20 protein-coding genes are annotated in these 20,494 nt (G+C 73.2%); 14 read left to right on the plus strand and 6 right to left on the minus strand.

Annotated elements, in window-relative coordinates; all coding sequences use genetic code 11:
• Positions 1-19 precede the first annotated feature (19 nt).
• The gene (locus IEY61_RS01985) at positions 20-919 is read left to right on the plus strand and encodes a ribokinase (RefSeq protein ID WP_189040462.1); all 900 of its coding nucleotides are present in this window, start codon (positions 20-22) and stop codon (positions 917-919) included.
• 76 nt (positions 920-995) lie between these two features.
• Here IEY61_RS01985 and IEY61_RS01990 read toward each other — a convergent pair whose 3' ends face one another.
• The 3 genes from IEY61_RS01990 to IEY61_RS02000 all read right to left on the minus strand — a co-directional run bounded on the left by IEY61_RS01990 (position 996) and on the right by IEY61_RS02000 (position 2,893).
• Complete coding sequence (locus IEY61_RS01990) at positions 996-1,751, minus strand: hypothetical protein (protein ID WP_189040463.1); 756 nt, start codon at positions 1,749-1,751, stop codon at positions 996-998.
• A gap of 110 nt (positions 1,752-1,861) precedes the next feature.
• Positions 1,862-2,344 (minus strand): DUF6232 family protein, encoded by a 483-nt coding sequence (locus tag IEY61_RS01995; RefSeq protein WP_189040464.1) that lies wholly within the window; start codon positions 2,342-2,344, stop codon positions 1,862-1,864.
• 75 nt (positions 2,345-2,419) lie between these two features.
• Positions 2,420-2,893 (minus strand): DUF6232 family protein, encoded by a 474-nt coding sequence (locus tag IEY61_RS02000; protein WP_189040527.1) that lies wholly within the window; start codon positions 2,891-2,893, stop codon positions 2,420-2,422.
• A 98-nt stretch (positions 2,894-2,991) separates the two neighbouring features.
• On the opposite strand from IEY61_RS02000, the gene IEY61_RS02005 reads away from it, so the two are divergent.
• Complete coding sequence (locus IEY61_RS02005; RefSeq protein ID WP_189040465.1) at positions 2,992-3,765, plus strand: enoyl-CoA hydratase-related protein; 774 nt, start codon at positions 2,992-2,994, stop codon at positions 3,763-3,765.
• 68 nt (positions 3,766-3,833) lie between these two features.
• Entirely contained in the window at positions 3,834-5,456 is a 1,623-nt protein-coding gene (locus IEY61_RS02010) for an acetolactate synthase (protein WP_189040466.1), read from the plus strand.
• Between the two features lie 14 nt (positions 5,457-5,470).
• Here IEY61_RS02010 and IEY61_RS02015 read toward each other — a convergent pair whose 3' ends face one another.
• From IEY61_RS02015 to IEY61_RS02025, 3 genes are read right to left on the minus strand one after another with little or no spacing between them, the layout of a single operon-like run.
• Positions 5,471-5,884: a PLD nuclease N-terminal domain-containing protein gene (locus tag IEY61_RS02015; protein ID WP_189040467.1), complete on the minus strand. Its 414-nt coding sequence runs from the start codon at positions 5,882-5,884 to the stop codon at positions 5,471-5,473.
• Between the two features lie 30 nt (positions 5,885-5,914).
• Positions 5,915-6,217, minus strand: a complete 303-nt coding sequence (locus IEY61_RS02020) for a DUF202 domain-containing protein (RefSeq protein ID WP_189040468.1) — start codon at positions 6,215-6,217, stop codon at positions 5,915-5,917.
• Positions 6,217-6,603: a YidH family protein gene (locus IEY61_RS02025; RefSeq protein ID WP_189040469.1), complete on the minus strand. Its 387-nt coding sequence runs from the start codon at positions 6,601-6,603 to the stop codon at positions 6,217-6,219. The genes IEY61_RS02020 and IEY61_RS02025 overlap by 1 nt, the downstream gene beginning before the upstream one ends.
• A 43-nt stretch (positions 6,604-6,646) precedes the next feature.
• Between IEY61_RS02025 and IEY61_RS02030 the strand changes: the two genes are divergently transcribed.
• From IEY61_RS02030 to gatA, 11 genes are all read left to right on the plus strand, one after another.
• Positions 6,647-7,063 (plus strand): hypothetical protein, encoded by a 417-nt coding sequence (locus IEY61_RS02030; RefSeq protein ID WP_189040470.1) that lies wholly within the window; start codon positions 6,647-6,649, stop codon positions 7,061-7,063.
• A 123-nt stretch (positions 7,064-7,186) separates the two neighbouring features.
• Positions 7,187-7,966, plus strand: coding sequence for an electron transfer flavoprotein subunit beta/FixA family protein (locus tag IEY61_RS02035; protein WP_189040471.1), 780 nt, complete (start codon positions 7,187-7,189; stop codon positions 7,964-7,966).
• 12 nt (positions 7,967-7,978) lie between these two features.
• On the plus strand, positions 7,979-8,938 hold the full coding sequence (locus IEY61_RS02040) for an electron transfer flavoprotein subunit alpha/FixB family protein (protein WP_189040472.1): 960 nt from the start codon (positions 7,979-7,981) through the stop codon (positions 8,936-8,938).
• A gap of 312 nt (positions 8,939-9,250) precedes the next feature.
• Positions 9,251-10,426, plus strand: a complete 1,176-nt coding sequence (locus IEY61_RS02045) for a cysteine desulfurase family protein (protein ID WP_189040473.1) — start codon at positions 9,251-9,253, stop codon at positions 10,424-10,426.
• Between the two features lie 53 nt (positions 10,427-10,479).
• Positions 10,480-11,553 carry a tRNA 2-thiouridine(34) synthase MnmA gene (gene mnmA / locus IEY61_RS02050; RefSeq protein WP_189040528.1) on the plus strand — a complete coding sequence of 358 codons (1,074 nt, stop codon included), beginning with the start codon at positions 10,480-10,482 and terminating at the stop codon, positions 11,551-11,553.
• A gap of 50 nt (positions 11,554-11,603) precedes the next feature.
• Complete coding sequence (locus tag IEY61_RS02055; RefSeq protein ID WP_189040474.1) at positions 11,604-12,659, plus strand: uroporphyrinogen decarboxylase/cobalamine-independent methonine synthase family protein; 1,056 nt, start codon at positions 11,604-11,606, stop codon at positions 12,657-12,659.
• Between the two features lie 49 nt (positions 12,660-12,708).
• Complete coding sequence (locus IEY61_RS02060) at positions 12,709-13,722, plus strand: ADP-ribosylglycohydrolase family protein (RefSeq protein WP_189040475.1); 1,014 nt, start codon at positions 12,709-12,711, stop codon at positions 13,720-13,722.
• A 66-nt stretch (positions 13,723-13,788) separates the two neighbouring features.
• Positions 13,789-15,924: an NAD-dependent DNA ligase LigA gene (gene ligA, locus IEY61_RS02065; RefSeq protein ID WP_189040476.1), complete on the plus strand. Its 2,136-nt coding sequence runs from the start codon at positions 13,789-13,791 to the stop codon at positions 15,922-15,924.
• A gap of 159 nt (positions 15,925-16,083) precedes the next feature.
• Positions 16,084-18,498, plus strand: coding sequence for a putative bifunctional diguanylate cyclase/phosphodiesterase (locus IEY61_RS02070; protein WP_189040477.1), 2,415 nt, complete (start codon positions 16,084-16,086; stop codon positions 18,496-18,498).
• A gap of 140 nt (positions 18,499-18,638) precedes the next feature.
• Positions 18,639-18,944 (plus strand): Asp-tRNA(Asn)/Glu-tRNA(Gln) amidotransferase subunit GatC, encoded by a 306-nt coding sequence (gene gatC, locus IEY61_RS02075; RefSeq protein ID WP_189040478.1) that lies wholly within the window; start codon positions 18,639-18,641, stop codon positions 18,942-18,944.
• Positions 18,941-20,416 carry an Asp-tRNA(Asn)/Glu-tRNA(Gln) amidotransferase subunit GatA gene (gatA, locus tag IEY61_RS02080; RefSeq protein ID WP_189040479.1) on the plus strand — a complete coding sequence of 492 codons (1,476 nt, stop codon included), beginning with the start codon at positions 18,941-18,943 and terminating at the stop codon, positions 20,414-20,416. The genes gatC and gatA overlap by 4 nt, the downstream gene beginning before the upstream one ends.
• Positions 20,417-20,494 lie beyond the last annotated feature (78 nt).

The raw sequence follows: 20,494 nt of genomic DNA on the forward strand, positions 1-20,494 counted from the left end.
CAACCACCGGGAGGCCGCCGTGCGTCAGCCCCGTGTCGTCGTGGTGGGCAGTGCGAACATGGACCTGGTCGCCACCGCCCCGGCCCTGCCCCGGCCGGGCGAGACGATGCTCGGCACCGATTTCGTCATGGTGGCCGGCGGCAAGGGCGCCAACCAGGCCATCGCCGCCACCCGGGCGGGCGCTGACTGCTCGTTCCTCGGTGCGATCGGTTCGGACTCGTTCGGCGTGACCCTGCGGGCCCGGATCACCGCCGCCGGCGTCGACACCAGCCAACTGCGCGTCACCTACGGTGCCTCCGGGGTGGCCCTGGTCATGGTCAACGCCGAGGGCGAGAACGCGATCCTGGTGACGCCGGGCGCGAACGCCTCGCTGACCGCGCTCACCGAGCCCGAACTCGCCGTCGTACGCGACGCCGACGTGCTGGTCGCGCAGTTGGAGATTCCGGTCGAGACGGTGACCGAGGCCGCCGTGGCCGCCCGGGCCGCCGGCACCCGGGTGGTGCTCAACGCGGCGCCCGCCGTCCCGCTCCCGCCGGAGCTGCTCGCCGCCGTGGATCTGCTGGTGGTCAACGAGAACGAGGCGCAGGCGTACACCGGCCGTGGCCGGGAGGACCCGTACGCCCTGCTCGACCTGGTGCCCCGGGCGGTGCTCACCCTCGGCGCGCAGGGCGCCTGGTACGGCGACCGGGACGGCACGACCGTGCACGTTCCCGCCGTGCCGGTGGAGACGGTCGACTCGACCGCCGCCGGGGACGCGTTCACCGGCGCGCTCGCCGTGGCCTGGGGCGAGGGCCGCGACATGGTCGACGCGGTCCGCTGGGCCGCAGCGGCCGGTGCCGTCTGCGTCCGTCGGCTCGGCGCGAGCGTGTCGCTGCCGCGCCGCGCCGAGATCGACGAACTGTACGCGCCCGCGCCCTGAGCGGCTCAGCCACCGCGCGCCGGTGCCGGCTCGCTCGGCGTACGCCAGTGGAAGCTCAGCCACCGCGCCGGTGCTGTCACTCGGCGCCGTCGCTGAGCTTCTCGCCCCGGCGACGCAGCATCGCCAGACCGGGAATGCCGGCCACGGCGAGCTTGAGATCCCGGGTCACGTCGAGCAGGTCGTGCAGGTCCGGGCCGACCCGGTCCAGGGTGGCCAGGATCGGCAGGATGTCCGAGGTGAGGTGCTGCCGGAGCTTCGGCAACTCGTCGACCAGCCGGATCGCCGCGGCCACCTCCTCGTGGCTGAGCTGCTCGACGAAGTGGTCGGCCATCGGCGCGGCCCGCCGCAGTGCCGGCTCGTACGCGGCCATCAGCTCCGCGGCGGTGGTCGCCGCCTCGGCCGCCACCCCCACCGTGGTGACCGCCCGGCCGGCGACCGCCTCCGCGGTGTCGATCACACCCGCCGCCGCCCGGGCCACCCGGTCGGCCTGCGCGACCACCGCCCCGGCGGTGGCCGACACCTGTTCGACCTCGCCGACCACCATGGCCGCCGCCGCGGCGACCTCGGTGGCGTTGTCCACGGCGGCGGTGGCGGCGGCATTGGTCACCGCCACCTCGCGGACGGCGCTTTCGGCGTCGGCGAGCATCCGGTCGGTGCGGTCGAGGGTCTGCTCGACCCGGTCCACCACCCCGTTGATCCGGGCCAGCAGCGCCTCCACCCCGTCCAGCACCGCGAACGCCCGGGCCGGGATCGCGGCGAGGGTGGTGGCCTGGTCGAGGGCGGCACGGGTGAGACCGACGACCGCGGCCGGCCGGGGAAGAGGAATCGGCATGGAATCAAGTGTGCGTCAGGCGGGCACGTGACGCCGGACGGCCGGTGCAGAGCCAGGTCACAGCCCCGTGGTGGGCGGGTGCAACCGCGCTCGGCCACCACTGGTGCCGGTCACCGGCCCGACGTGTCGTGCTCCACGGCCCGCTGCACCGCGCGGTAGATCTGCCCGAAGCGCAGCGCGTCCGGTGTGCGCAGCACCAGCAGTTCCTGCCCCCGGTACTGCACCCACAGCTCGTGCACCCGGTTGCCGCGCTCGTACGAGCGGTCCAGCCAGCCGAGCGGGATCTCCAGGAACGGCGCCAGCGCCAACGGGATGACCACGCAGGCCACCAGCGCGACCAGCGCCGGCAGCCACTCGCCCCGGTCCTGCGCCGACCAGGCCAGCGAAAGTACGCAGACCAGCCCGACCAGCGGCGGCAGGGAGAGCAGCAGCACCAGTACGCCCCGACCGAGCACCCGGCCCCGTACGGCCAGCGTGGTGCGCCCCTTCTGGTGCCAGACGTAGGTGACTTCGTTGATCGGAAGGACCTGCCCGGCCGCCCGGATCGAGTCCGAGGTGACCTGCACCGCGTCGTCTCGGTAATAGAGCGCCATCACTAAGCCTAAGCATCCCTGGGCAACCTGTGCAGCTGAGGCTGTTAAAAAGGGGCCCTTCCTCTACCCCAGGCGTTAATAGGGGGCCCTTCCTTTCGTCTCGGCTTCGAGGGCGCGTTGCAGGGCGCGGTAGATCTGCCCGAAGCGCAGGGCGTCCGGGGTACGCAGGAGCCGGACCGGGTGGCCGCGCCAGCGGATCCAGACCTCCCGAGGGCGGCTGCCCCGGGCGTACGAGCGGTCGAAGGACTCGAAGAGCTGGTCGGCGATCGGCCCGGCGGCCAGCCCGATCAGGATGGAGAAACCGATGATGGCGACGGTGGCGGTCGTCGATCCGTTCAGCCAGACGGCCAGCGCGATGCCGGCGACCGCGGCCACCACCGGGCCGATCATCGCCGCGCCGAGCGCGCCCCGGCCGGCCAGCACCCGCCACGACCGGCTGCCCCGGTGATGCCAGACCTCGGTGATCTCGGCCAGCGGGTAGGCGTGACCGTCGACGGTGACCGCGGCGGAGGTGACCCGTATGGACCTGTCGTCGTAGTAGGTGACCATCACGGGAACTCCAGGTCGCGGGACTGGCACCAGGGTACGTGCCGGTCAGGCCAGGTCGTAAGGTTGGCACGCGACTTCGACGAGGAAGGCAGGTCAGCGTGGGCGAGTTCGTGCGGCTGGAGACCAGGGACGGCATCGGCACCATCCGGCTGGAGCGGCCACCGATGAACGCTCTCAACACCCAGGTGCAGGAGGAGTTGCGCGCCGCCGCGACGGCGGCCACCGCTGATCCGCAGGTCCGCGCGGTCATCGTGTACGGCGGGGAGAAGGTCTTCGCCGCCGGCGCGGACATCAAGGAGATGGCCGACATGTCCTACGTGGACATGGCCGAGCGGGCTGCGGACCTGTCCGGCGCGCTCGGCGCGATCGCCCGGATCCCCAAGCCGGTGGTGGCCGCGATCACCGGCTACGCCCTCGGCGGCGGCTGCGAGCTGGCGCTGGCCTGTGACTGGCGGGTGGTGGCCGAGGACGCCAAGCTCGGCCAGCCCGAGATCAAGCTCGGCATCATCCCCGGCGCCGGGGGCACCCAGCGGCTGGCCCGGCTGGTTGGCCCGGCCCGTGCCAAGGATCTGATCATGTCCGGTCGGATGGTGGACGCGCAGGAGGCGCTGCGGATCGGCCTGGCCGACCGGGTCGCCCCGGCCGCCGAGGTCTACGACACCGCGGTGGCGCTGGTGCGGCCGTACCTCAACGGCCCGGTGCAGGCGCTGCGCGCGGCGAAACTCGCCGTCGACGGCGGCCTGGACATGGACCTGAACTCGGGCCTGGCCTGGGAGAGCCAGCTCTTCTCGGCGCTGTTCGCCACCGAGGACCGGCGCGAGGGGATGACGGCGTTCGTCGAGAAGCGGAAGCCGGACTTCACCGGCCGGTGAAGATGGTTCACATTCCCTTTACCGGCCAGTAGCGTGTGACTCCGGTCGGGCGACGAGAGGGAGCGGGCATGACGGAGCGGATCGACGGCCACGGCGGGGAACTGGCGCTCGCGACGCTGCGCGCGTACGGGGTGCGGGAGATGTTCACCCTCTCCGGCGGGCACGTGTTCCCGCTCTACGACGCCGCGCACCGGACCGACTTCCCGCTCTACGACGTACGGCACGAGCAGTCCGCGGTCTTCGCCGCCGAGGCGGTGGCCAAGCTACAGCGTCGCCCCGGTCTCGCCGTGCTCACCGCCGGCCCTGGCGTCACCAACGGGATCTCCGGCCTGACCAGCGCGTACTTCAACGCCTCGCCGGTGCTGGTGCTGGGCGGGCGGGCCCCGCAGTTCCGCTGGGGCTCGGGCAGCCTCCAGGAGTTGGACCACCTGCCGTTGGTCGCCCCGGTCACCAAGCACGCCGAGACGGTGTTCGGCGCCGACGACATCCCCCGGGCCGTCGCCGCCGCGCTGGACGCCGCGCTCACCCCGCACCGCGGCCCGGTCTTCCTCGACTTCCCGCTGGAGGCGATCTTCTCCACCGGTGACGTCGAGGTGCCGGCCGGCCCGGCCATCGCCCCGATCGAGGCCGACCCCGACGAGGTGGCCACCGCCGCCGCCCTGGTCGCCGGCGCGGCACGGCCGGTCATCGTCGCCGGCTCCGACGTGTACGCCGGTGACGCCGTGGACGCCCTGCGCGCCGCCGCCGAGGCGCTTGGAGTGCCGGTCTTCACCAATGGCATGGGCCGCGGCGCGCTGCCGCCGGAGCACCCGCTGGCCTTCGCCAAGGCCCGCCGGGTGGCCCTGAAGGGCGCCGACGTGGTCGTGGTCGTCGGCACGCCGCTGGACTTCCGGCTCTCCTTCGGCGACTTCGGCGACGCCAAGGTGGTGCACATCGTCGACGCACCCAGCCAGCGCGCCTCGCACGTGCAGCCCGCCGCCGCGCCCGCCGGCGACCTGCGTGCCATCCTCACCGCGCTGGCCGACCACACCGGCGACCGGGCCGACCACGGTGACTGGATCGCGCAGCTGCGTACCGCCGAGGACGCCGCGAAGGCCCGCGACGCCGAGGAGATGGCCGCCGAGACGGACCCGATCCGCCCGGCCCGGGTCTACGGCGAGCTGCGCAAGGTCCTCGCCCGTGACGCGGTCACCATCGGCGATGGTGGTGACTTCGTCTCGTACGCCGGGCGCTACCTGGAGCCGGCCCAGCCCGGCACCTGGCTCGACCCCGGCCCGTACGGCTGCCTCGGCACCGGCATGGGCTACGCGATGGGCGCCCGGGTCACCCACCCGGACCGGCAGATCTGCGTGCTGATGGGCGACGGCGCGGCCGGGTTCTCGCTGATGGACGTGGAGTCCCTGGTCCGGCAGCAGCTGCCGGTGGTCATCGTGGTCGGCAACAACGGCATCTGGGGCCTGGAGAAGCACCCGATGCGGGCCATGTACGGCTACGACGTCGCCGCCGACCTCCAGCCCGAACTGCGTTACGACCAGGTGGTCAGCGCGCTCGGCGGGGCGGGCGAAACGGTCGCCAAGGCCGCCGACCTGGGGCCGGCCCTGCACCGGGCATTCGACGCCGGCGTGCCGTACCTGGTCAACGTGATCACCGACCCGGCCGACGCGTACCCCCGCTCCTCGAACCTGGCCTGACCACGGGCCCCGCGCTACACCTCGGGGCGGGGTTCCTCGCGCGGCGGCTCGCCCTCGCGGCGGCGCAGGTCGTTCTCGCGGCGGCGCAGGTCCTCCTCCCAGCGGCGGAAGAGTTCCTGGTCTTCCTTGCTGGAGCGTTCCTCGATCGAGCGGAGGAACTCGGGATCGTCGTCGGGTGCGAGCGGCCGGGCGGGGCGGTGCTGGGCGGGACGGGTGCCCGGCCACGGAGTGCCGGCCCCGGTCCTGCGCTCGCGTCCGGCGGCGAACCAGGCGATCGAGCCGACCAGCGGGAAGAACAGGATGATCAGCACCCAGACGATCCGGGGCAGGTGCCGGACGTCGTCTTCCTCGGCCGAGAGGCAGCTGATCAGGGCGCAGACGGCGAGGATGACCTGCACCACGAAGAGGAGGATGTACAGCCGGGCCATGTACCCATCATGGCCTACCCGGCATGCTGCTCACAGCCCGCACAGCACCAGCAGGGCACCGATCACCGCGAATCCGGCGGCGGCGAGCGCCGCTCCGGCGAGGGTGGGACCGCCCGTGCGGGGTGGGCCGGTGCCGGTGGCCGGGCGCCAGCAGAGCGCGATGACGCCGCCCCAGCCGAGGATGGCCAGCGCGGCCAGTCCCGCACCGGCCCGGCCGCCGCTGAGGGCGAGCCGGACGGTCAGCAGCGCCACCACCGTCATCACCAGTGCGGTTCGTCGCCAGGCCAGTCGGGTCCGTTCGGGCTGCAACCCGGGATCGCGGGCACCGGTCATCAGTTGACCGCGCCGAGCAGCACCGCCGCCACCAGCAGCAGTGCGCCGAGGCCGACGATGAGGGCGAGCACGGCCGGGAAGCGGGACGCGGGCAGCTCACGGCCGAGCCGGATGGCCCGTTCGGTACGCGCCCAGTGGTCGACGGCCCGGATCGCGACGGCGCCGCCGAGCAGCAGCAACGCCACGGCGATCGCCTCGCGCAGATGCGGCAGCGGCAGCCTCGGCAGGAACTGCGCGGCGGCCAGCCCTCCGGCGACCAGCGCCAGCCCGGTACGCAGCCAGGCCAGGAAGGTCCGCTCGTTGGCCAACGAGAAGCGGTAGTCGGGGGTGGTGCCCACCGACCGCAGCTCCCTGGGGTCGAACCAGTTCTTGATCCCTCGCCACACGCTGGTGATTATCCAGCGCAAACTACGTCTACACTCCGTGATCATGACGCAACGGTTGACGGACGAGGAGAAGCTGACCCTCAAGACCGGTGCCTTCGGCGCGGTGTTCCTGGTCGCGAACGCCGACCCGGGGATGCTCGCCCTGTTCCGGGAGAGCTTCGCCGCCGCCGGGGCGATGGTCGACGCCGGCGGCCTGGTGCAGGAGGCGTTGACCAGGGGACCGTTGCCGAACCTGCCGCGGGAGTCGGCGGCCGAGGTCGAGTCGGCGGCGCTGCCGGCGCTGCGCCGGGCGGTCGGGATCCTGACCGAGAAGGCCCCCCGGGAGCTGCCGGCCTACCGTGCGGTGGTGCTGGCCGCCGCCGATCGCGCCGCGCGGGCCGACAACGGCGTCAGCCCCGCCGAGGCCGAGGCCATCGCGCGGGTCAGGGGCGCGCTGGGCGCCGATGCTACTGGCAGGTAACATTGCGCCGTGGGCAACCGCACAGCGGTTCATGGTTGACCTAACGGTGACTAAGAAGCGAGGCTGCGGCCCACAGGCCGGTGAATGATCACACCACCACAGCAGGAGGGTCGTCGAAGCGCGATGAACATCGTCGTACTCGTCAAGCAGGTGCCCGATTCGGGCGCGGACCGCAACCTGCGTTCTGACGACAACACCGTCGACCGCGGTTCGGCGAACAACGTCATCAACGAGATGGATGAGTACGCCATCGAGGAGGCCTTGAAGATCAAGGAGGCGCACGGCGGCGAGGTGACGATCCTGACCATGGGTCCGGATCGGGCGACCGAGTCGATCCGTAAGGCGTTGTCGATGGGGCCGGACAAGGCGGTGCACGTGCTGGACGACGCGCTGCACGGCTCGTGCGCGGTGGCGACCTCGAAGGTGCTCGCCGCGGCGTTGGGCCAGCTGAACGCGGATCTGGTGCTCTGCGGGTCGGAATCGACCGACGGGCGGGTGCAGGTGATGCCGCACATGCTGGCCGAACGGCTGGGAATCGCGGCGCTGACCGGCGCCCGCAAGCTCACCGTCGACGGGTCCACGCTGACCGTGGAACGGCAGACCGAGGAGGGCTACGAGGTGGTCACCGCCTCGACGCCGGCTGTGGTTTCCGTGTGGGACACCATCAACGAGCCGCGGTACCCGTCGTTCAAGGGCATCATGGCCGCGAAGAAGAAGCCGGTGCAGACCCTGGCCCTGGCCGACCTGGGCGTGGCCGCCGATGAGGTCGGCTTCGCCGGCGCGACGAGTGCCGTGGTGGAGCACAGCAAGCGCCCGCCGCGCTCGGCCGGGGTGAAGGTCACCGACGAGGGTTCCGGCGGCGTGCAGCTGGTCGAGTTCCTCGCCACCGAGAAGTTCGTGTGAGAGGTGGGGGATATGTCTGAGGTTCTCGTCGTCGTCGAAGCCACCGGGGAGTTCGGCGTCAAGAAGGTCACCCTGGAGATGCTGACCCTGGCCCGGGAGCTGGGCACCCCGTCGGCGGTGGTGCTCGGCGGTGCCGGCGCCGCCGACGCGCTCGCCGGCAAGCTGGGCGAGTACGGCGCGCAGAAGGTGTACGCGGCCGAGGGCGACCAGATCGACGGCTACCTGGTGGCGCCGAAGGCCACCGTCGTGGCCGACCTGGTCAAGCGGGTGCAGCCGGCCGCGGTGCTGCTCGCCTCCTCGCAGGAGGGCAAGGAGATCGCCGCCCGGCTGGCCGTGAAGCTGGACAACGGCATCCTGACCGACGTGACCGACCTGGCCGCCGACGGCACCGCCACCCAGGTGGTCTTCGCCGGCTCGGCCATCGTCAAGTCCAAGGTCACCCGCGGCCTGCCGCTGGTCACCGTCCGGCCGAACTCGGTGACCCCGACGCCGGCCGCCGCGACCCCGGCGGTGGAGCAGCTCACCGTCACCGTCACCGACACCGACAAGCTGACCAGGGTGGTCGAGCGGGTCGCCGAGCAGAAGGGCTCCCGCCCGGAGCTGACCGAGGCCGGCGTGGTGGTCGCCGGCGGCCGGGGAGTCGGCAACGCGGACAACTTCGCGCTGGTCGAGGAGCTGGCCGACCTGCTCGGTGGGGCGGTCGGCGCGTCCCGCGCCGCGGTCGACTCCGGCTATTACCCGCACCAGTTCCAGGTCGGGCAGACCGGCAAGACCGTCTCCCCGCAGCTGTACGTCGCGTTGGGCATCTCCGGCGCGATCCAGCACCGGGCCGGCATGCAGACCTCGAAGACGATCGTCGCGGTCAACAAGGACGGCGAGGCACCCATCTTCGAACTCGCCGACTACGGCGTGGTCGGCGACCTGTTCAAGGTCGTACCGCAGGTCGCTGAGGAGATCCGCAAGCGCAAGTGACGCGCGGAGGAAGCTGATCGGCGGGCCGGGGAGCTGATCCGGCCCGCCGATCAGCAGTCAGCGCGCCCTCGACAGGCGGTCGCGGGCGTGGATGCTGTCATCGTGGCACGCCCGACGAAACGTCGACGACCAGGGTACTGCGGCCGGTCGATCATCCGGCGGCAGCGCCCAGCGGGCATACCCCGTCGCGGTCGGAAGATTCGCCACACCCGGGAAGGTTCCGCCGCCGTCGACGGTGCTGGCGGCCGGACGGAGGGAAGCTGGCAATCCGGCCTGCGGTCGGGGCGGGAGCGGTCGTTAGGCTGGACCGTGATGGCTTACCTGGATCATGCCGCGACCACGCCGATGCTCGACGAGGTACTCGAGGCGTACGTCGCGACCGCCCGCGAGGTCGGCAACGCGTCCTCCCTGCACGCGTCCGGCCGGCGTGCCCGTCGGCGGGTGGAGGAGTCGCGGGAGCGGGTGGCCGCCGCGCTGGGCGCCCGACCGTCCGAGGTGATCTTCACCGGGGGCGGTACGGAGAGCGACAACCTCGCGGTCAAGGGCATCTTCTGGGCTCGTCGGGACGCCGACCCGCGCCGGGACCGGGTGGCCTCCAGCGCGGTCGAGCATCACGCCGTGCTCGACGCCGTGGAGTGGCTGGGCCGGCACGAGGACGCCGAGGTGGGCTGGTTGCCGGTCGACGGCACCGGACGCCTGCACCCCGACGCGCTCCGCGCCGAGCTGGCCGAGCACGGCGACCGGACCGCCCTGATCACCGCCATGTGGGCCAACAACGAGGTCGGCACCGTCCAGCCCATCGGCGAGTTGGCCGCCGTCGCCGCCGAGTACGACGTGCCGTTCCACACCGACGCCATCCAGGCGGTCGGTCAGGTGCCGGTCGACTTCGCCGCCAGCGGGGTCGCCGCGCTCACCGTGACCGGCCACAAGCTCGGCGGCCCGGTCGGGGTCGGCGCGTTGGTGCTGGCCCGGGACGTCGCCGCCGTACCGCTGCTGCACGGCGGCGGGCAGGAACGCGACGTGCGGTCCGGCACCCTGGACGCCGCCGGCATCGTCGCCTTCGCGGTCGCCGTCGAGGCCACGGTCAAGGGCCAGCAGGAGTACGCCGCCCGGGTGGCCGCGCTCCGCGACGACCTGGTCCGGCGGGTCCGGCAGGCGGTGCCCGAGGTCGTCTTCAACGGCGACCCGACCGACCGACTGCCCGGCAACGCGCACTTCTCCTTCCCGGGCTGCGAGGGGGACGCCCTGCTGCTCCTGCTGGACGCCCAGGGCATCGCCTGCTCGACCGGTTCGGCCTGTTCGGCCGGGGTGGCCCAGCCCTCGCACGTGCTCCTGGCGATGGGCGCGGACGACGACCGGGCCCGCTCCTCGCTGCGCTTCTCCCTCGGGCACACCAGCACCGCGGAGGAGGTCGACGCGCTGATCGCCGCCCTGCCGGCCGCCGTCGACCGGGCCCGGCGGGCCGCCGCCCCGCGTACTCCTCGCTGACCCCGGCAACCGGTGCGGAGATAGGCTCGACCGACGAAGGGAGCGTGGTCCGGGTGAGGGTGTTGGCGGCGATGTCCGGCGGGGTGGATTCCGCCGTGGCGGCGGCGCGGGCGGTGGAGGCCGGCCACGACGTCACCGGCGTGCACCTGGCGCTGGCCCGGAACCCGCAGACCTACCGCACCGGGGCGCGCGGCTGCTGCACCCTGGAGGATTCCCGGGACGCCCGACGCGCGGCCGACGTGCTCGGCATCCCGTTCTACGTCTGGGACATGGCCGACCGGTTCCACGCCGACGTGGTCGACGACTTCGTCGCCGAGTACGCGGCGGGCCGTACGCCGAATCCGTGCCTGCGCTGCAACGAGAAGATCAAGTTCGCCGCTGTGCTGGACCGGGCGGTGGCCCTGGGGTTCGACGCCGTGGTCACCGGCCACCACGCCCGGCTCGGCCCCGACGGTCTGCTGCGGCGCAGCGTGGACGAGGCCAAGGACCAGTCGTACGTGCTGGCCGTGCTGACCCGACAGCAGCTGGACCGGGCGATCTTCCCGCTCGGCGACTCGACCAAGGCGCAGGTCCGGCAGGAGGCGGCGAGCCGGGGCCTGGCGGTCGCCGACAAGCCGGACTCGCACGACATCTGCTTCATCGCCGACGGCGACACCCGCGGCTTCCTGGCCCAGCGGCTCGGCGAGACGCCCGGCGACGTGGTCGACGCGACCACCGGCGCCGTGGTGGGCCAGCACGCCGGCGCGTACGCCTACACCGTCGGCCAGCGGCGCGGGCTGCACCTGGACCGGCCGGCCCCGGACGGCCGACCCCGCTACGTGCTCTCGATCACCCCGAAGACCAACACGGTGACCGTCGGCCCGGCCGAGGCGCTGGAGGTTTCCGAGGTCAACGCCACCCGCCCGGTCTGGACCGGCGGCTCGCGCCCCGACGGCCCGATCGAGTGCGAGGTCCAGTTGCGCGCGCACGGCGTCGTGGTCCCCGCCGCCGTCACCGTCGACGGCGACACCCTCCACGCCGACCTGCGCCGCCCGGTCCGTGGCGTCGCCGCCGGCCAGGCGATCGTGGCCTACCGCCCCGACCCCGCCGGCGACGTCGTCCTCGGCTCCGCCACCATCACCACCTGACCCACCCTTGCGCCAGTCCTGCCGCCGGCCGGCGGCGGTAGGCTTCGGCCGTGAATAATCAGGCTTGGCCGTGGCCGGCGGGGACGGCGACCGGGATCGGATCGTTGCCGGGCAGCGACATCGCCGAGGCGCAGCGGGTGGTGCTCGGCGAGCTGCCGGCGCTGCCGCACCTGCCGGAGCTGCCGGCCCGCGGTCCGGGCGCCGACATGATCGGCCGCACCGGCGGCCTGCTGGTCGAGCTGCCGGTGGAGCTGTACGCCGCCCGCTGGCGGGTGGCCCCGCGCCCCGGCAAGGACCTACGCCGGGCGCGTGACCTGATGGAACGCGACCTCGACCAGCTCGCCGAGCAGGCCGAGGAGTACGCCGGCCCGCTGAAGATCCAGGCGGTCGGCCCGTTCACCCTGGCCTCCTCGGTGGAGCTGCCGATCGGCGGTCGGATGCTGCGTGACCCCGGCGCCGTCCGTGATCTCGCCGGCTCGCTCGCCGAAGGGCTGCGCGGCCACGTCGAGGCGGTGGCCCGTCGGGTGCCCCGGGCGTCGGTGCTGCTCCAACTGGACGAGCCGGGCCTGCCGGCGGTGCTCGCCGGGCGGGTGCCGACCGAGAGCGGCCTCGGCACCTACCGGGCGGTGGAGCAGGTGGACGTCCGGGCACTGCTGGGCACGGTCATCGAGGCGGCCGGTGTGCCGACCGTGGTGCACTGCTGCGCCCCGGACGTGCCGCTGGAGCTGATCCGTACCGCCGGCGCGGCCGGCATCGCACTCGACCTGAGCCTGGTCACCGACCTCGATTCGCTGGGCGAGGCGCTCGACGCCGGGCTCGGGCTGCTCGCCGGCGCCGCGCCGACCACCCCGCCAGCCACCACCGCGCCGGCTGGCGCCGCGCGGACCAGCTCGCCGACCAGCCCGGCCACCGATCGCGGGCCGACCTCCGCCCAGGTCGCCGACCGGGTACGCACCCTCTGGGACCGGCTCGGTTTTCCCCGCCGCCGCCTCGCCGAGCAGGTGGTGGTCACCCCCGCCTGCGGCCTGGCCGGAGCCACCCCGGCGTACGCCCGGGCGGTCCTCACCGCCTGCCGCGACGCCGGCCGCCGGCTGTTCGAGGACTGACCGTCCGGCGGGCTGCCGGAGGTTGCGGGCGACGGGCATCATCGCCTGCATGATCAGTCCAGCATCACGGCGAGCCGCTGGCTCGCTCTTCGGTCTGGCCTACGGTGACGCCCTGGGCAAGCCCACCGAGTTCCTCAGCGTCGCCGAGATCGACCGCCGGTACGGTCCGGCCGGCCCCCGGGAGCTGGTCGGCGAGCCCGCGCTGGTCACCGACGACACCCAGATGGCGCTCGCGGTGACCTGGGCGCTGCACGACGCGCCCGGGTACACCGCCGAGGCGGTCGAGCCGCTGCTGCGGCGGCGCTTCCTCGACTGGGCGGCCAGCCCGGACAACAATCGCGCGCCGGGGATGACCTGCCTGCGCGCCTGCGCCGAGCTGTCCCGTGGTCTGCCATGGCAGGAGGCCACGGTGGTCGGCTCGAAGGGCTGCGGGGCGAACATGCGGGTCACCCCGGTCGGGCTGCTCGACGTCGACCTCGACACCCTCGCCGGGCTGGCCCAGCTCCAGGCCGGTCTGACCCACGGGCACCCCACCGGCCTGGCCGCCAGCGAGCTGACCGCGTACGCCGTGCGGCTGCTGATCGACGGCGTCGCGCTGGCGGAGCTGCCCGGCCTGCTCGCCGCGCGCGCCCGCGACCAGCGCACCGTCTACCGAAGCGACTGGCTCGGCGACCTGTGGCGGCGGGCGGGTGCCGCGACACCGGGGGAGTTCATCGCCACCGGTTGGGACGAGTGCGCCGCCGCGTTGCGCCGGCTGACCGCGGCGCTCGCCGCACCCGACGACGGCGGCGACCCGTGCCGGCGCACCGGGGACGGCTGGATCGCCGAGGAGGCCCTCGCCACCGCGCTCTACTGCGCCCTGCGGCATGCCGAGGACCCGGTCGGCGCGCTCGCCCGGGGTGCCCGCACCGCAGGCGATTCGGATTCCATCGCCGCCCTCGCCGGCGCCTTCGTCGGCGCGGCCGCCGGCATGGCCGCCTGGCCCGCTGGATGGGCCGACCGCATCGAGTACGCCGACCAACTGGCGGCCCTCGCGGCCACCTGGGAACGGAAACCCGGCTGACCGGTCGGCGAAGTGTCCCACCGGCCGGATACCGTGCCCGGGTAGACAGTCACAGGAGGTCACGGGGTGTCCGAGGAAGCCATCGGCCAGCAGGTCAGTGCGGCGCAGGAGGCGGCGGCGGGGGCCGAGCCCACCCCGCAGGCGCGGGAGCGGCACGTCACGCTGAGCCAGGAGCTGACCGAACACCAGTACCGCTACTACGTGCTCGACGCGCCGATCATCTCCGACGCCGAGTTCGACCGGCAGTTGCGCGAGCTGGAGGCGCTGGAGCAGGAGTTCCCGGCGCTGCGCACCCCCGACTCGCCGACCCAGCGCGTCGGCGGCGCCTTCTCCACCGACTTCACCCCGGTCGATCACGCCGAACGGATGATGTCGCTGGACAATGCCTTCGCCGACGAGGAGCTCGCCGCCTGGGCGGAGCGGGTGGAGCGGGAGGCCGGAGGGTCGGTGCCCTACCTGTGCGAGCTCAAGGTCGACGGGCTGGCGATCAACCTCACCTACGAGCAGGGCCGGCTGGTCCGGGCGGCGACCCGGGGCGACGGTCGCACCGGCGAGGACGTCACGGCCAACGTCCGCAGCATCCGGGACGTGCCGAGCCGGCTCACCGACTCCGCGGAGCACGGTCCGGTTCCCGGGTTCATCGAGGTGCGCGGGGAGATCTACTTCCCGGTCGCCGCCTTCGCCGACCTCAACGCCGGGCTGGTCGAGCAGGGCAAGGAGCCCTTCGCCAACCCGCGTAACGCCGCCGCCGGCAGCCTGCGGCAGAAGGATCCGCGGGTCACCGCCTCCCGGCCGTTGCGCCTGGTGGTGCACGGCATCGGCGCCCGCCGCGGCTACCAACCGGCTGCCCAGTCCGAGTCGTACGCCGCCCTGCGGGCCTGGGGTCTGCCGACCAGCGACCGTTGGCGGGTGGTGCCCGACCTGGCCGGCGTCCGGGACTACATCGCGCACTACGCCGAGCACCGGCACGACGTCGAGCACGAGATCGACGGGGTGGTGGTGAAGGTCGACCCGGTGCCGATCCAGGGCCGGCTCGGCTCGACCAGCCGGGCGCCGCGCTGGGCGATCGCCTTCAAATACCCCCCGGAGGAGGTCAACACCCGGCTGCTCGACATCGACGTCAACGTCGGGCGTACCGGTCGGGTCACCCCGTTCGCCGTGCTGGAACCGGTCAGGGTGGCCGGGTCCACCGTCGCCCTGGCCACCCTGCACAACGCGCGTGAGGTCGAGCGCAAGGGGGTGCTGATCGGCGACACGGTGGTGATCCGCAAGGCCGGCGACGTGATCCCCGAGGTGCTCGGCCCGGTGGTCGACCTGCGTCCGGCCGACGCCCGACCGTTCGTCATGCCCACCAGCTGTCCGGCCTGCGGGACGCCGCTGGCCCCGGCCAAGGAGGGCGACGTCGACATCCGTTGCCCCAACTCCCGCAGCTGCCCGGCACAGCTGCGCGAGCGGGTCTTCCACCTGGCCGGGCGTAAGGTGTTCGACATCGAGGCGCTCGGCTACAAGAGCGCCGCCGCGTTGCTCGACGCGCAGATCATCACCGACGAGGGTGATCTCTTCTCGCTCGACGCGGAGCAGTTGGCCCGGTCGCCGTTCTTCGTCAACAAGGACGGCAGCCTCGGCAGCAACGCCATCAAGCTGCTCGACAACCTCGCCGTGGCCAGGGAACGCGACCTGTGGCGGGTGCTGGTGGGGCTCTCCATCCGGCACGTCGGGCCGACCGCCGCGCAGGCCCTGGCCCGACAGCTCCGCTCGGTCGAGGCGATCGACAACGCCACCGAGGAGGAGTTGTCCGCCGTCGAGGGGGTCGGGCCCACCATCGCCGCCAGCATCCGCGAGTGGTTCGCCGTCGACTGGCACCGCGAGGTGGTCCGCAAGTGGGCCGAGGCGGGCGTACGGATGGCCGAGGCGCAGGTGGCGGAGGGACCGCGCCCGCTGGAGGGGATCACCGTGGTGGTCACCGGCACCCTGAGCGGGTTCTCCCGCGACCAGGCCACCGAGGCGATCCAGTCCCGGGGCGGCAAGGTGAGCGGCTCGGTGTCGAAGAAGACCGGGTTCGTGGTGGTCGGCGACAACCCGGGATCCAAGGCGGACAAGGCAGCCGACCTGAAGGTGCCGATCCTCGACGAGGAGGGCCTCCGGGTGCTGCTCGACGCGGGTCCGGAGGCGGCCCGCGCGGTGGCGCGCGTCGAGGAGTGAGTCGCCCGCCGGTCGGTCCGTGGATCCACTCGGCACATACCAACTTAATTACGACTACGACCGATCGGCTGTCGTGGCGGGAAATCGGGCACCAGGGGCGTTTCATTGGGAACACGGCGCGTGAACCCACGCGCGGCAATGACGTACCGGGAAGGTGTGATGGAGCCGCCCGACCCGCGCAACCTGATCCCGCCCGGACGGACGGCGCAGTTCACGGCCTTCGTCGGTGGCGTGCTCATCCTGGCGGTGCTGGTCTCGGCCGGCCCGCTGAGGTCGCTGGCCGGCACGCTGCCCGAGTTGCCGGTGGCGTTCTGGGCCATGGCGGTGCTCGCGGTGGCCTGCGACGCACGGCCCTTCGTCCCACCCGGCCGGCGGCAGTCCTCGGCGGTCTTCCCGTCGACCTGCTTCACCTTTGCGATCCTGCTCGGCTGGGGGCTCGGTCCCGCGGTCGCGGTGCAGGCGGTCGCCGTGCTGGTGTCCGGGCTCCGTTTGGGATACGCCCCCTGGCGGACGGCCTTCAACGCCGGCCAGTACGCCTGCGCCCTGGCCGCCGCGTACGCGGTCACCCGTCTCGGGCCCGGTGGTGTCTTCGACGGCGGGCCGCTCGCCTGGACCGACATCGCGGCGATCGGCGGTGCCGGGCTGGCCTGGCTCGTGGTCAACTACAGCCTGGTCACCGCCGCCGTGCGGTTGCGTTTCGGCGAGCGGTGGTGGCCCAGCGCCTGGCACGGGCTGCCCTTCGAGTTGCTCTCCACCGGCAGCCTGCTGCTGCTCGCGCCGGTGCTCGTCACCGCCGCGCGGGCCAGCGCGGCCCTGGTGCCGTTGGTGCTGGTGCCGCTCTTCGCGGTGTACCGGATGGCGCGGCTCACCGTCGAGCAGCACCAACTCACCCTGCTCGACCCGCTCACCGGCCTGGCCAACCGCAAGGCGCTGCTGGCCGAGGTCAGCGAGCAGCTACATCGGCACGCCGAGCGCCGGGCGCGGGGTGAGCCGGACGCCCGCCTCGCCCTGCTGCTGATCGACCTGGACCGGTTCAAGAACGTCAACGACGCGCTCGGGCACGAGGTGGGCGACCGGCTGCTCGTCGAGGTGAGCGCCCGGCTGACCGATGTGGTCGAGCCGCCGGACCTGGTCGCCCGCCTCGGCGGTGACGAGTTCGCGATCGTGATGACCCGGCTGGCCGACGTCGCGCAGGCCCGGGCCCTGGCCGGCCAGGTGGTGCAGGTGCTGGCCGAGCCGGTGCCGCTGGACGGGTTGCCGCTGGACGTCGGCGGCTCCATCGGGATCGCCCTGTACCCGGAACACGGCGAGGACTTCGCCACCCTGATGCGCCACGCCGACGTGGCGATGTACGACGCGAAGCACCGCAACGACACCGTCGCCGTCTACACGGCCGAGTCCGACCACAACTCCGCCGAGCGCCTGGGCCTGCTCGCCGACCTGCGCCGGGCGCTGGAGGCCCGGTCGGCGGGCCGACCGGGCGAGGAGGAGGGCCCGGCTGCGCCCGCGGTGCGCGGCGGGGACGGCGCCATGTTGCCCGCGGTGCCGCCGGCATCCACCGGGCCGGCCGGGGTGGCGTCGGCGGAAGCCGTGGCGCACGAACGCCCCGGCCACCGGTGGTGGAGCCGGTACCGGGGCCGCCCGCCGGTCGCGGCGCACGACGACGAGCTGTTGAACCGCATCGTCACCGGTGCCGATCCGATCCTGCGCCGCGCTGCCCAGTCCGCCGAGTCGCCGGTCCCCGACGAGGCGTGGGACCGACCGGTGCGACCGGGTGAGCCACCCGAGCCGGCCGGGGACGTGGGCGAGATCATGATGTACTACCAGCCGCAGATCGCGATCGCCACCGGTGAGCTGGTCGGCGTGGAGGCGCTGCTGCGCTGGCGGCACCCACGGCGGGGGATGGTCGATCCGGAGGAGCTGATCCGGGTCGCCGAGCAGAGCGCGGTGATGCGCCTGCTCACCCGCCGGGTGGTCGACGACGTGATGGAGCAGCTCGCCAAGTGGTCGGCGGCGGGTCTCCGGCTGCGGGCGGCGGTCAACGTCAGCGTGCGTGACCTGCACACCGGGGAGATCGCCGACCAGATCGCCGACCGGCTCGCCCGCCACGGCCTGGCCCCGGACCGGCTGCAACTGGAGATCACCGAAGGTGCCCTGATGGCCGACCCGCGTCGGGTGCTGACCACCATCACCCGGCTGCACCGGATCGGGGTGGGCATCGCGCTCGACGATTTCGGCACCGGATACTCCTCCCTTCAGCATCTGCGTCGGCTGCCGCTGTCGGAGGTGAAGGTCGACCGGTCCTTCGTCCTCGGCATGGTCGACGACGCCGACGACGCGGCGATCGTACGATCGACGATCGAGCTGGCCAAGGCGCTGGGGCTGCGGGTGGTGGCCGAGGGCGTGGAGGACGAGCGGAGCTGGCGCATGTTGCACGCCGCCGGCTGTGACGCCGCCCAGGGCTGGTTCTACGCCCGGCCGATGCCGGCCGAGGAACTCGTCGCCTGGATGGCCCGGTACCGTCCGCTACGCCCGCTCGGCGGCCACGACGACGCGGACCTGCCCACGCGGTGACGCGCCTTTCCGGTGTGCGGGGAGCCGGGGGCGGCCGGCCCGGCACGGAACAATAGACTCGCTGCCGTCACCGCGGGTCGCGCTCAGCCCGACCGAAGGTGGGACTACCCAGACCCAGGACAGCCACGAAGGGGGCACCGATGGTCGCCATCTCCCGCGAGGAGGTCGCGCACCTGGCGCGACTGTCGCGGCTCGCCGTGTCGGAGGAGGAGTTGGACACCTTCGCCGGCCAGCTCGACGTGATCCTTCAGGCGGTCGCCCAGGTGGGCGAGGTCGCCGCCGCGGACATTCCGCCGACCTCGCACTCGGTGCCGCTGACCAACGTGCTCCGCGAGGACGTCGTGACGCCCGGCCTGACCCCCGAGGAGGCGCTGTCGGGCGCGCCCGACGCGGAGGAACAGCGGTTCCGCGTACCGCGGATCCTGGACGAGGATGTGGCATCGTGACCGAGCTGACGAAGTTGAGCGCTGCCGAGATCGCGGGGCTGGTCGCCGCCGGTGAGACCTCCGCCGTCGAGGTCACCCGGGCGCACCTGGACCGCATCGCCGCCGTCGACGACCGGGTCCACGCGTTCCTGCACGTCGACAGCGATGGTGCGCTGGCCGCCGCCCGCGACGTGGACGCCCGGCGTGCCGCCGGCGAGGAGTTGGGCCCGCTGGCCGGCGTGCCGGTCGCGGTCAAGGACGTGCTGACCACCAAGGGCGTGCCGACCACCGTCGGGTCGAAGATCCTGGAGGGCTGGCGCCCGCCGTACGACTCGACGATCGTGCAGCGGCTGCGGGCCGCCGGCACGGTGATGCTCGGCAAGACCAACATGGACGAGTTCGCGATGGGCTCCTCCACGGAGTACTCGGCGTACGGTCCGACCCGCAACCCGTGGGACACCGACCGCATTCCGGGCGGCTCGGGCGGGGGCAGCGCCGCGGCGCTCGCCGCGTACGAGGCGCCGCTGGCGATCGGCTCGGACACCGGTGGCTCGATCCGCCAGCCCGGCGCGGTCACCGGCACCGTCGGCGCCAAGCCCACCTACGGCGGCACCTCCCGCTACGGGCTGGTGGCGTTCTCCTCCTCGCTGGACACCCCCGGCCCGTGCGCGCGTACGGTGCTCGACGCCGCGCTGCTGCACGAGGCGATCGGCGGCCACGACCCGCGCGACTCCACCTCCATCCCGGCGCCCGTGCCGGACGTGGTGGCCGCGGCGAAGCGCGGCGCGACCGGCGATCTGACCGGGGTACGCCTCGGTGTGGTCTCCGAGTTCGCCGACGAGGGTGTCGAGCCGGGCGTGCTGGCCGCCTTCAACGAGTCCGTCGACGCGCTGACGAAGCTGGGCGCGGAGATCGTGGAGGTGTCCTGCCCGCACTTCAGGTACGCGCTGCCCGCGTACTACCTGATCGCTCCGAGCGAGTGCTCCTCGAACCTGGCCCGCTTCGACGGTGTCCGGTTCGGCCTGCGGGTCGGCGACGACGGCAACCGGTCGTTGGAGGAGGTCATGTCCGTGACCCGGGAGGCCGGCTTCGGCCCCGAGGTCAAGCGGCGGATCATGATCGGCACGTACGCGCTCTCCTCGGGCTACTACGACGCCTACTACGGTCAGGCGCAGAAGGTCCGCACCCTGATCACCCGGGACTTCACCGCCGCGTTCGAGCGGGTCGACGCGCTGATCTCGCCGACCACCCCGTTCGTGGCCTTCCCACTGGGGGCGCGCACCTCCGACCCGTACCAGATGTACCTGGCCGACCTGTTCACCAGCCCGACGAACCTCTACGGCGGGCCGGGCATTTCGGTGCCGTGCGGGCTCTCCGGCGGGCTGCCGGTCGGCCTCCAGGTGATGGCCCCGACCATGGCCGACGACCGCATGTACCGCGTCGCCGCCGCCCTGGAAACCGCCGTCGGCACCCTCACTCCACCGGAGCTCTGAACCGGCCTCCGCGATCCGCATGATCGACTCAGCTTCGGGGGACGTCGCCGCCTCATCGGCGGACCGACCCCGAAGCTG

Source organism: Micromonospora sonchi (assembly GCF_014646235.1).
Lineage (GTDB): Bacteria > Actinomycetota > Actinomycetes > Mycobacteriales > Micromonosporaceae > Micromonospora > Micromonospora sonchi.

What these genes read in the sequence shown, in the direction of transcription:
- IEY61_RS01990 (WP_189040463.1), bottom strand. Translation starts at nt 1,751, where the DNA reads ATGCCGATTCCTCTTCCCCGGCCGGCCGCGGTCGTCGGTCTCACCCGT.
- IEY61_RS01995 (WP_189040464.1), bottom strand. Translation starts at nt 2,344, where the DNA reads ATGGCGCTCTATTACCGAGACGACGCGGTGCAGGTCACCTCGGACTCG.
- IEY61_RS02000 (WP_189040527.1), bottom strand. Translation starts at nt 2,893, where the DNA reads ATGGTCACCTACTACGACGACAGGTCCATACGGGTCACCTCCGCCGCG.
- IEY61_RS02010 (WP_189040466.1), top strand. Translation starts at nt 3,834, where the DNA reads ATGACGGAGCGGATCGACGGCCACGGCGGGGAACTGGCGCTCGCGACG.
- IEY61_RS02015 (WP_189040467.1), bottom strand. Translation starts at nt 5,884, where the DNA reads ATGGCCCGGCTGTACATCCTCCTCTTCGTGGTGCAGGTCATCCTCGCC.
- IEY61_RS02020 (WP_189040468.1), bottom strand. Translation starts at nt 6,217, where the DNA reads ATGACCGGTGCCCGCGATCCCGGGTTGCAGCCCGAACGGACCCGACTG.
- IEY61_RS02030 (WP_189040470.1), top strand. Translation starts at nt 6,647, where the DNA reads ATGACGCAACGGTTGACGGACGAGGAGAAGCTGACCCTCAAGACCGGT.
- IEY61_RS02035 (WP_189040471.1), top strand. Translation starts at nt 7,187, where the DNA reads ATGAACATCGTCGTACTCGTCAAGCAGGTGCCCGATTCGGGCGCGGAC.
- IEY61_RS02040 (WP_189040472.1), top strand. Translation starts at nt 7,979, where the DNA reads ATGTCTGAGGTTCTCGTCGTCGTCGAAGCCACCGGGGAGTTCGGCGTC.
- IEY61_RS02045 (WP_189040473.1), top strand. Translation starts at nt 9,251, where the DNA reads ATGGCTTACCTGGATCATGCCGCGACCACGCCGATGCTCGACGAGGTA.
- IEY61_RS02060 (WP_189040475.1), top strand. Translation starts at nt 12,709, where the DNA reads ATGATCAGTCCAGCATCACGGCGAGCCGCTGGCTCGCTCTTCGGTCTG.
- IEY61_RS02070 (WP_189040477.1), top strand. Translation starts at nt 16,084, where the DNA reads ATGGAGCCGCCCGACCCGCGCAACCTGATCCCGCCCGGACGGACGGCG.
- gatC (WP_189040478.1), top strand. Translation starts at nt 18,639, where the DNA reads ATGGTCGCCATCTCCCGCGAGGAGGTCGCGCACCTGGCGCGACTGTCG.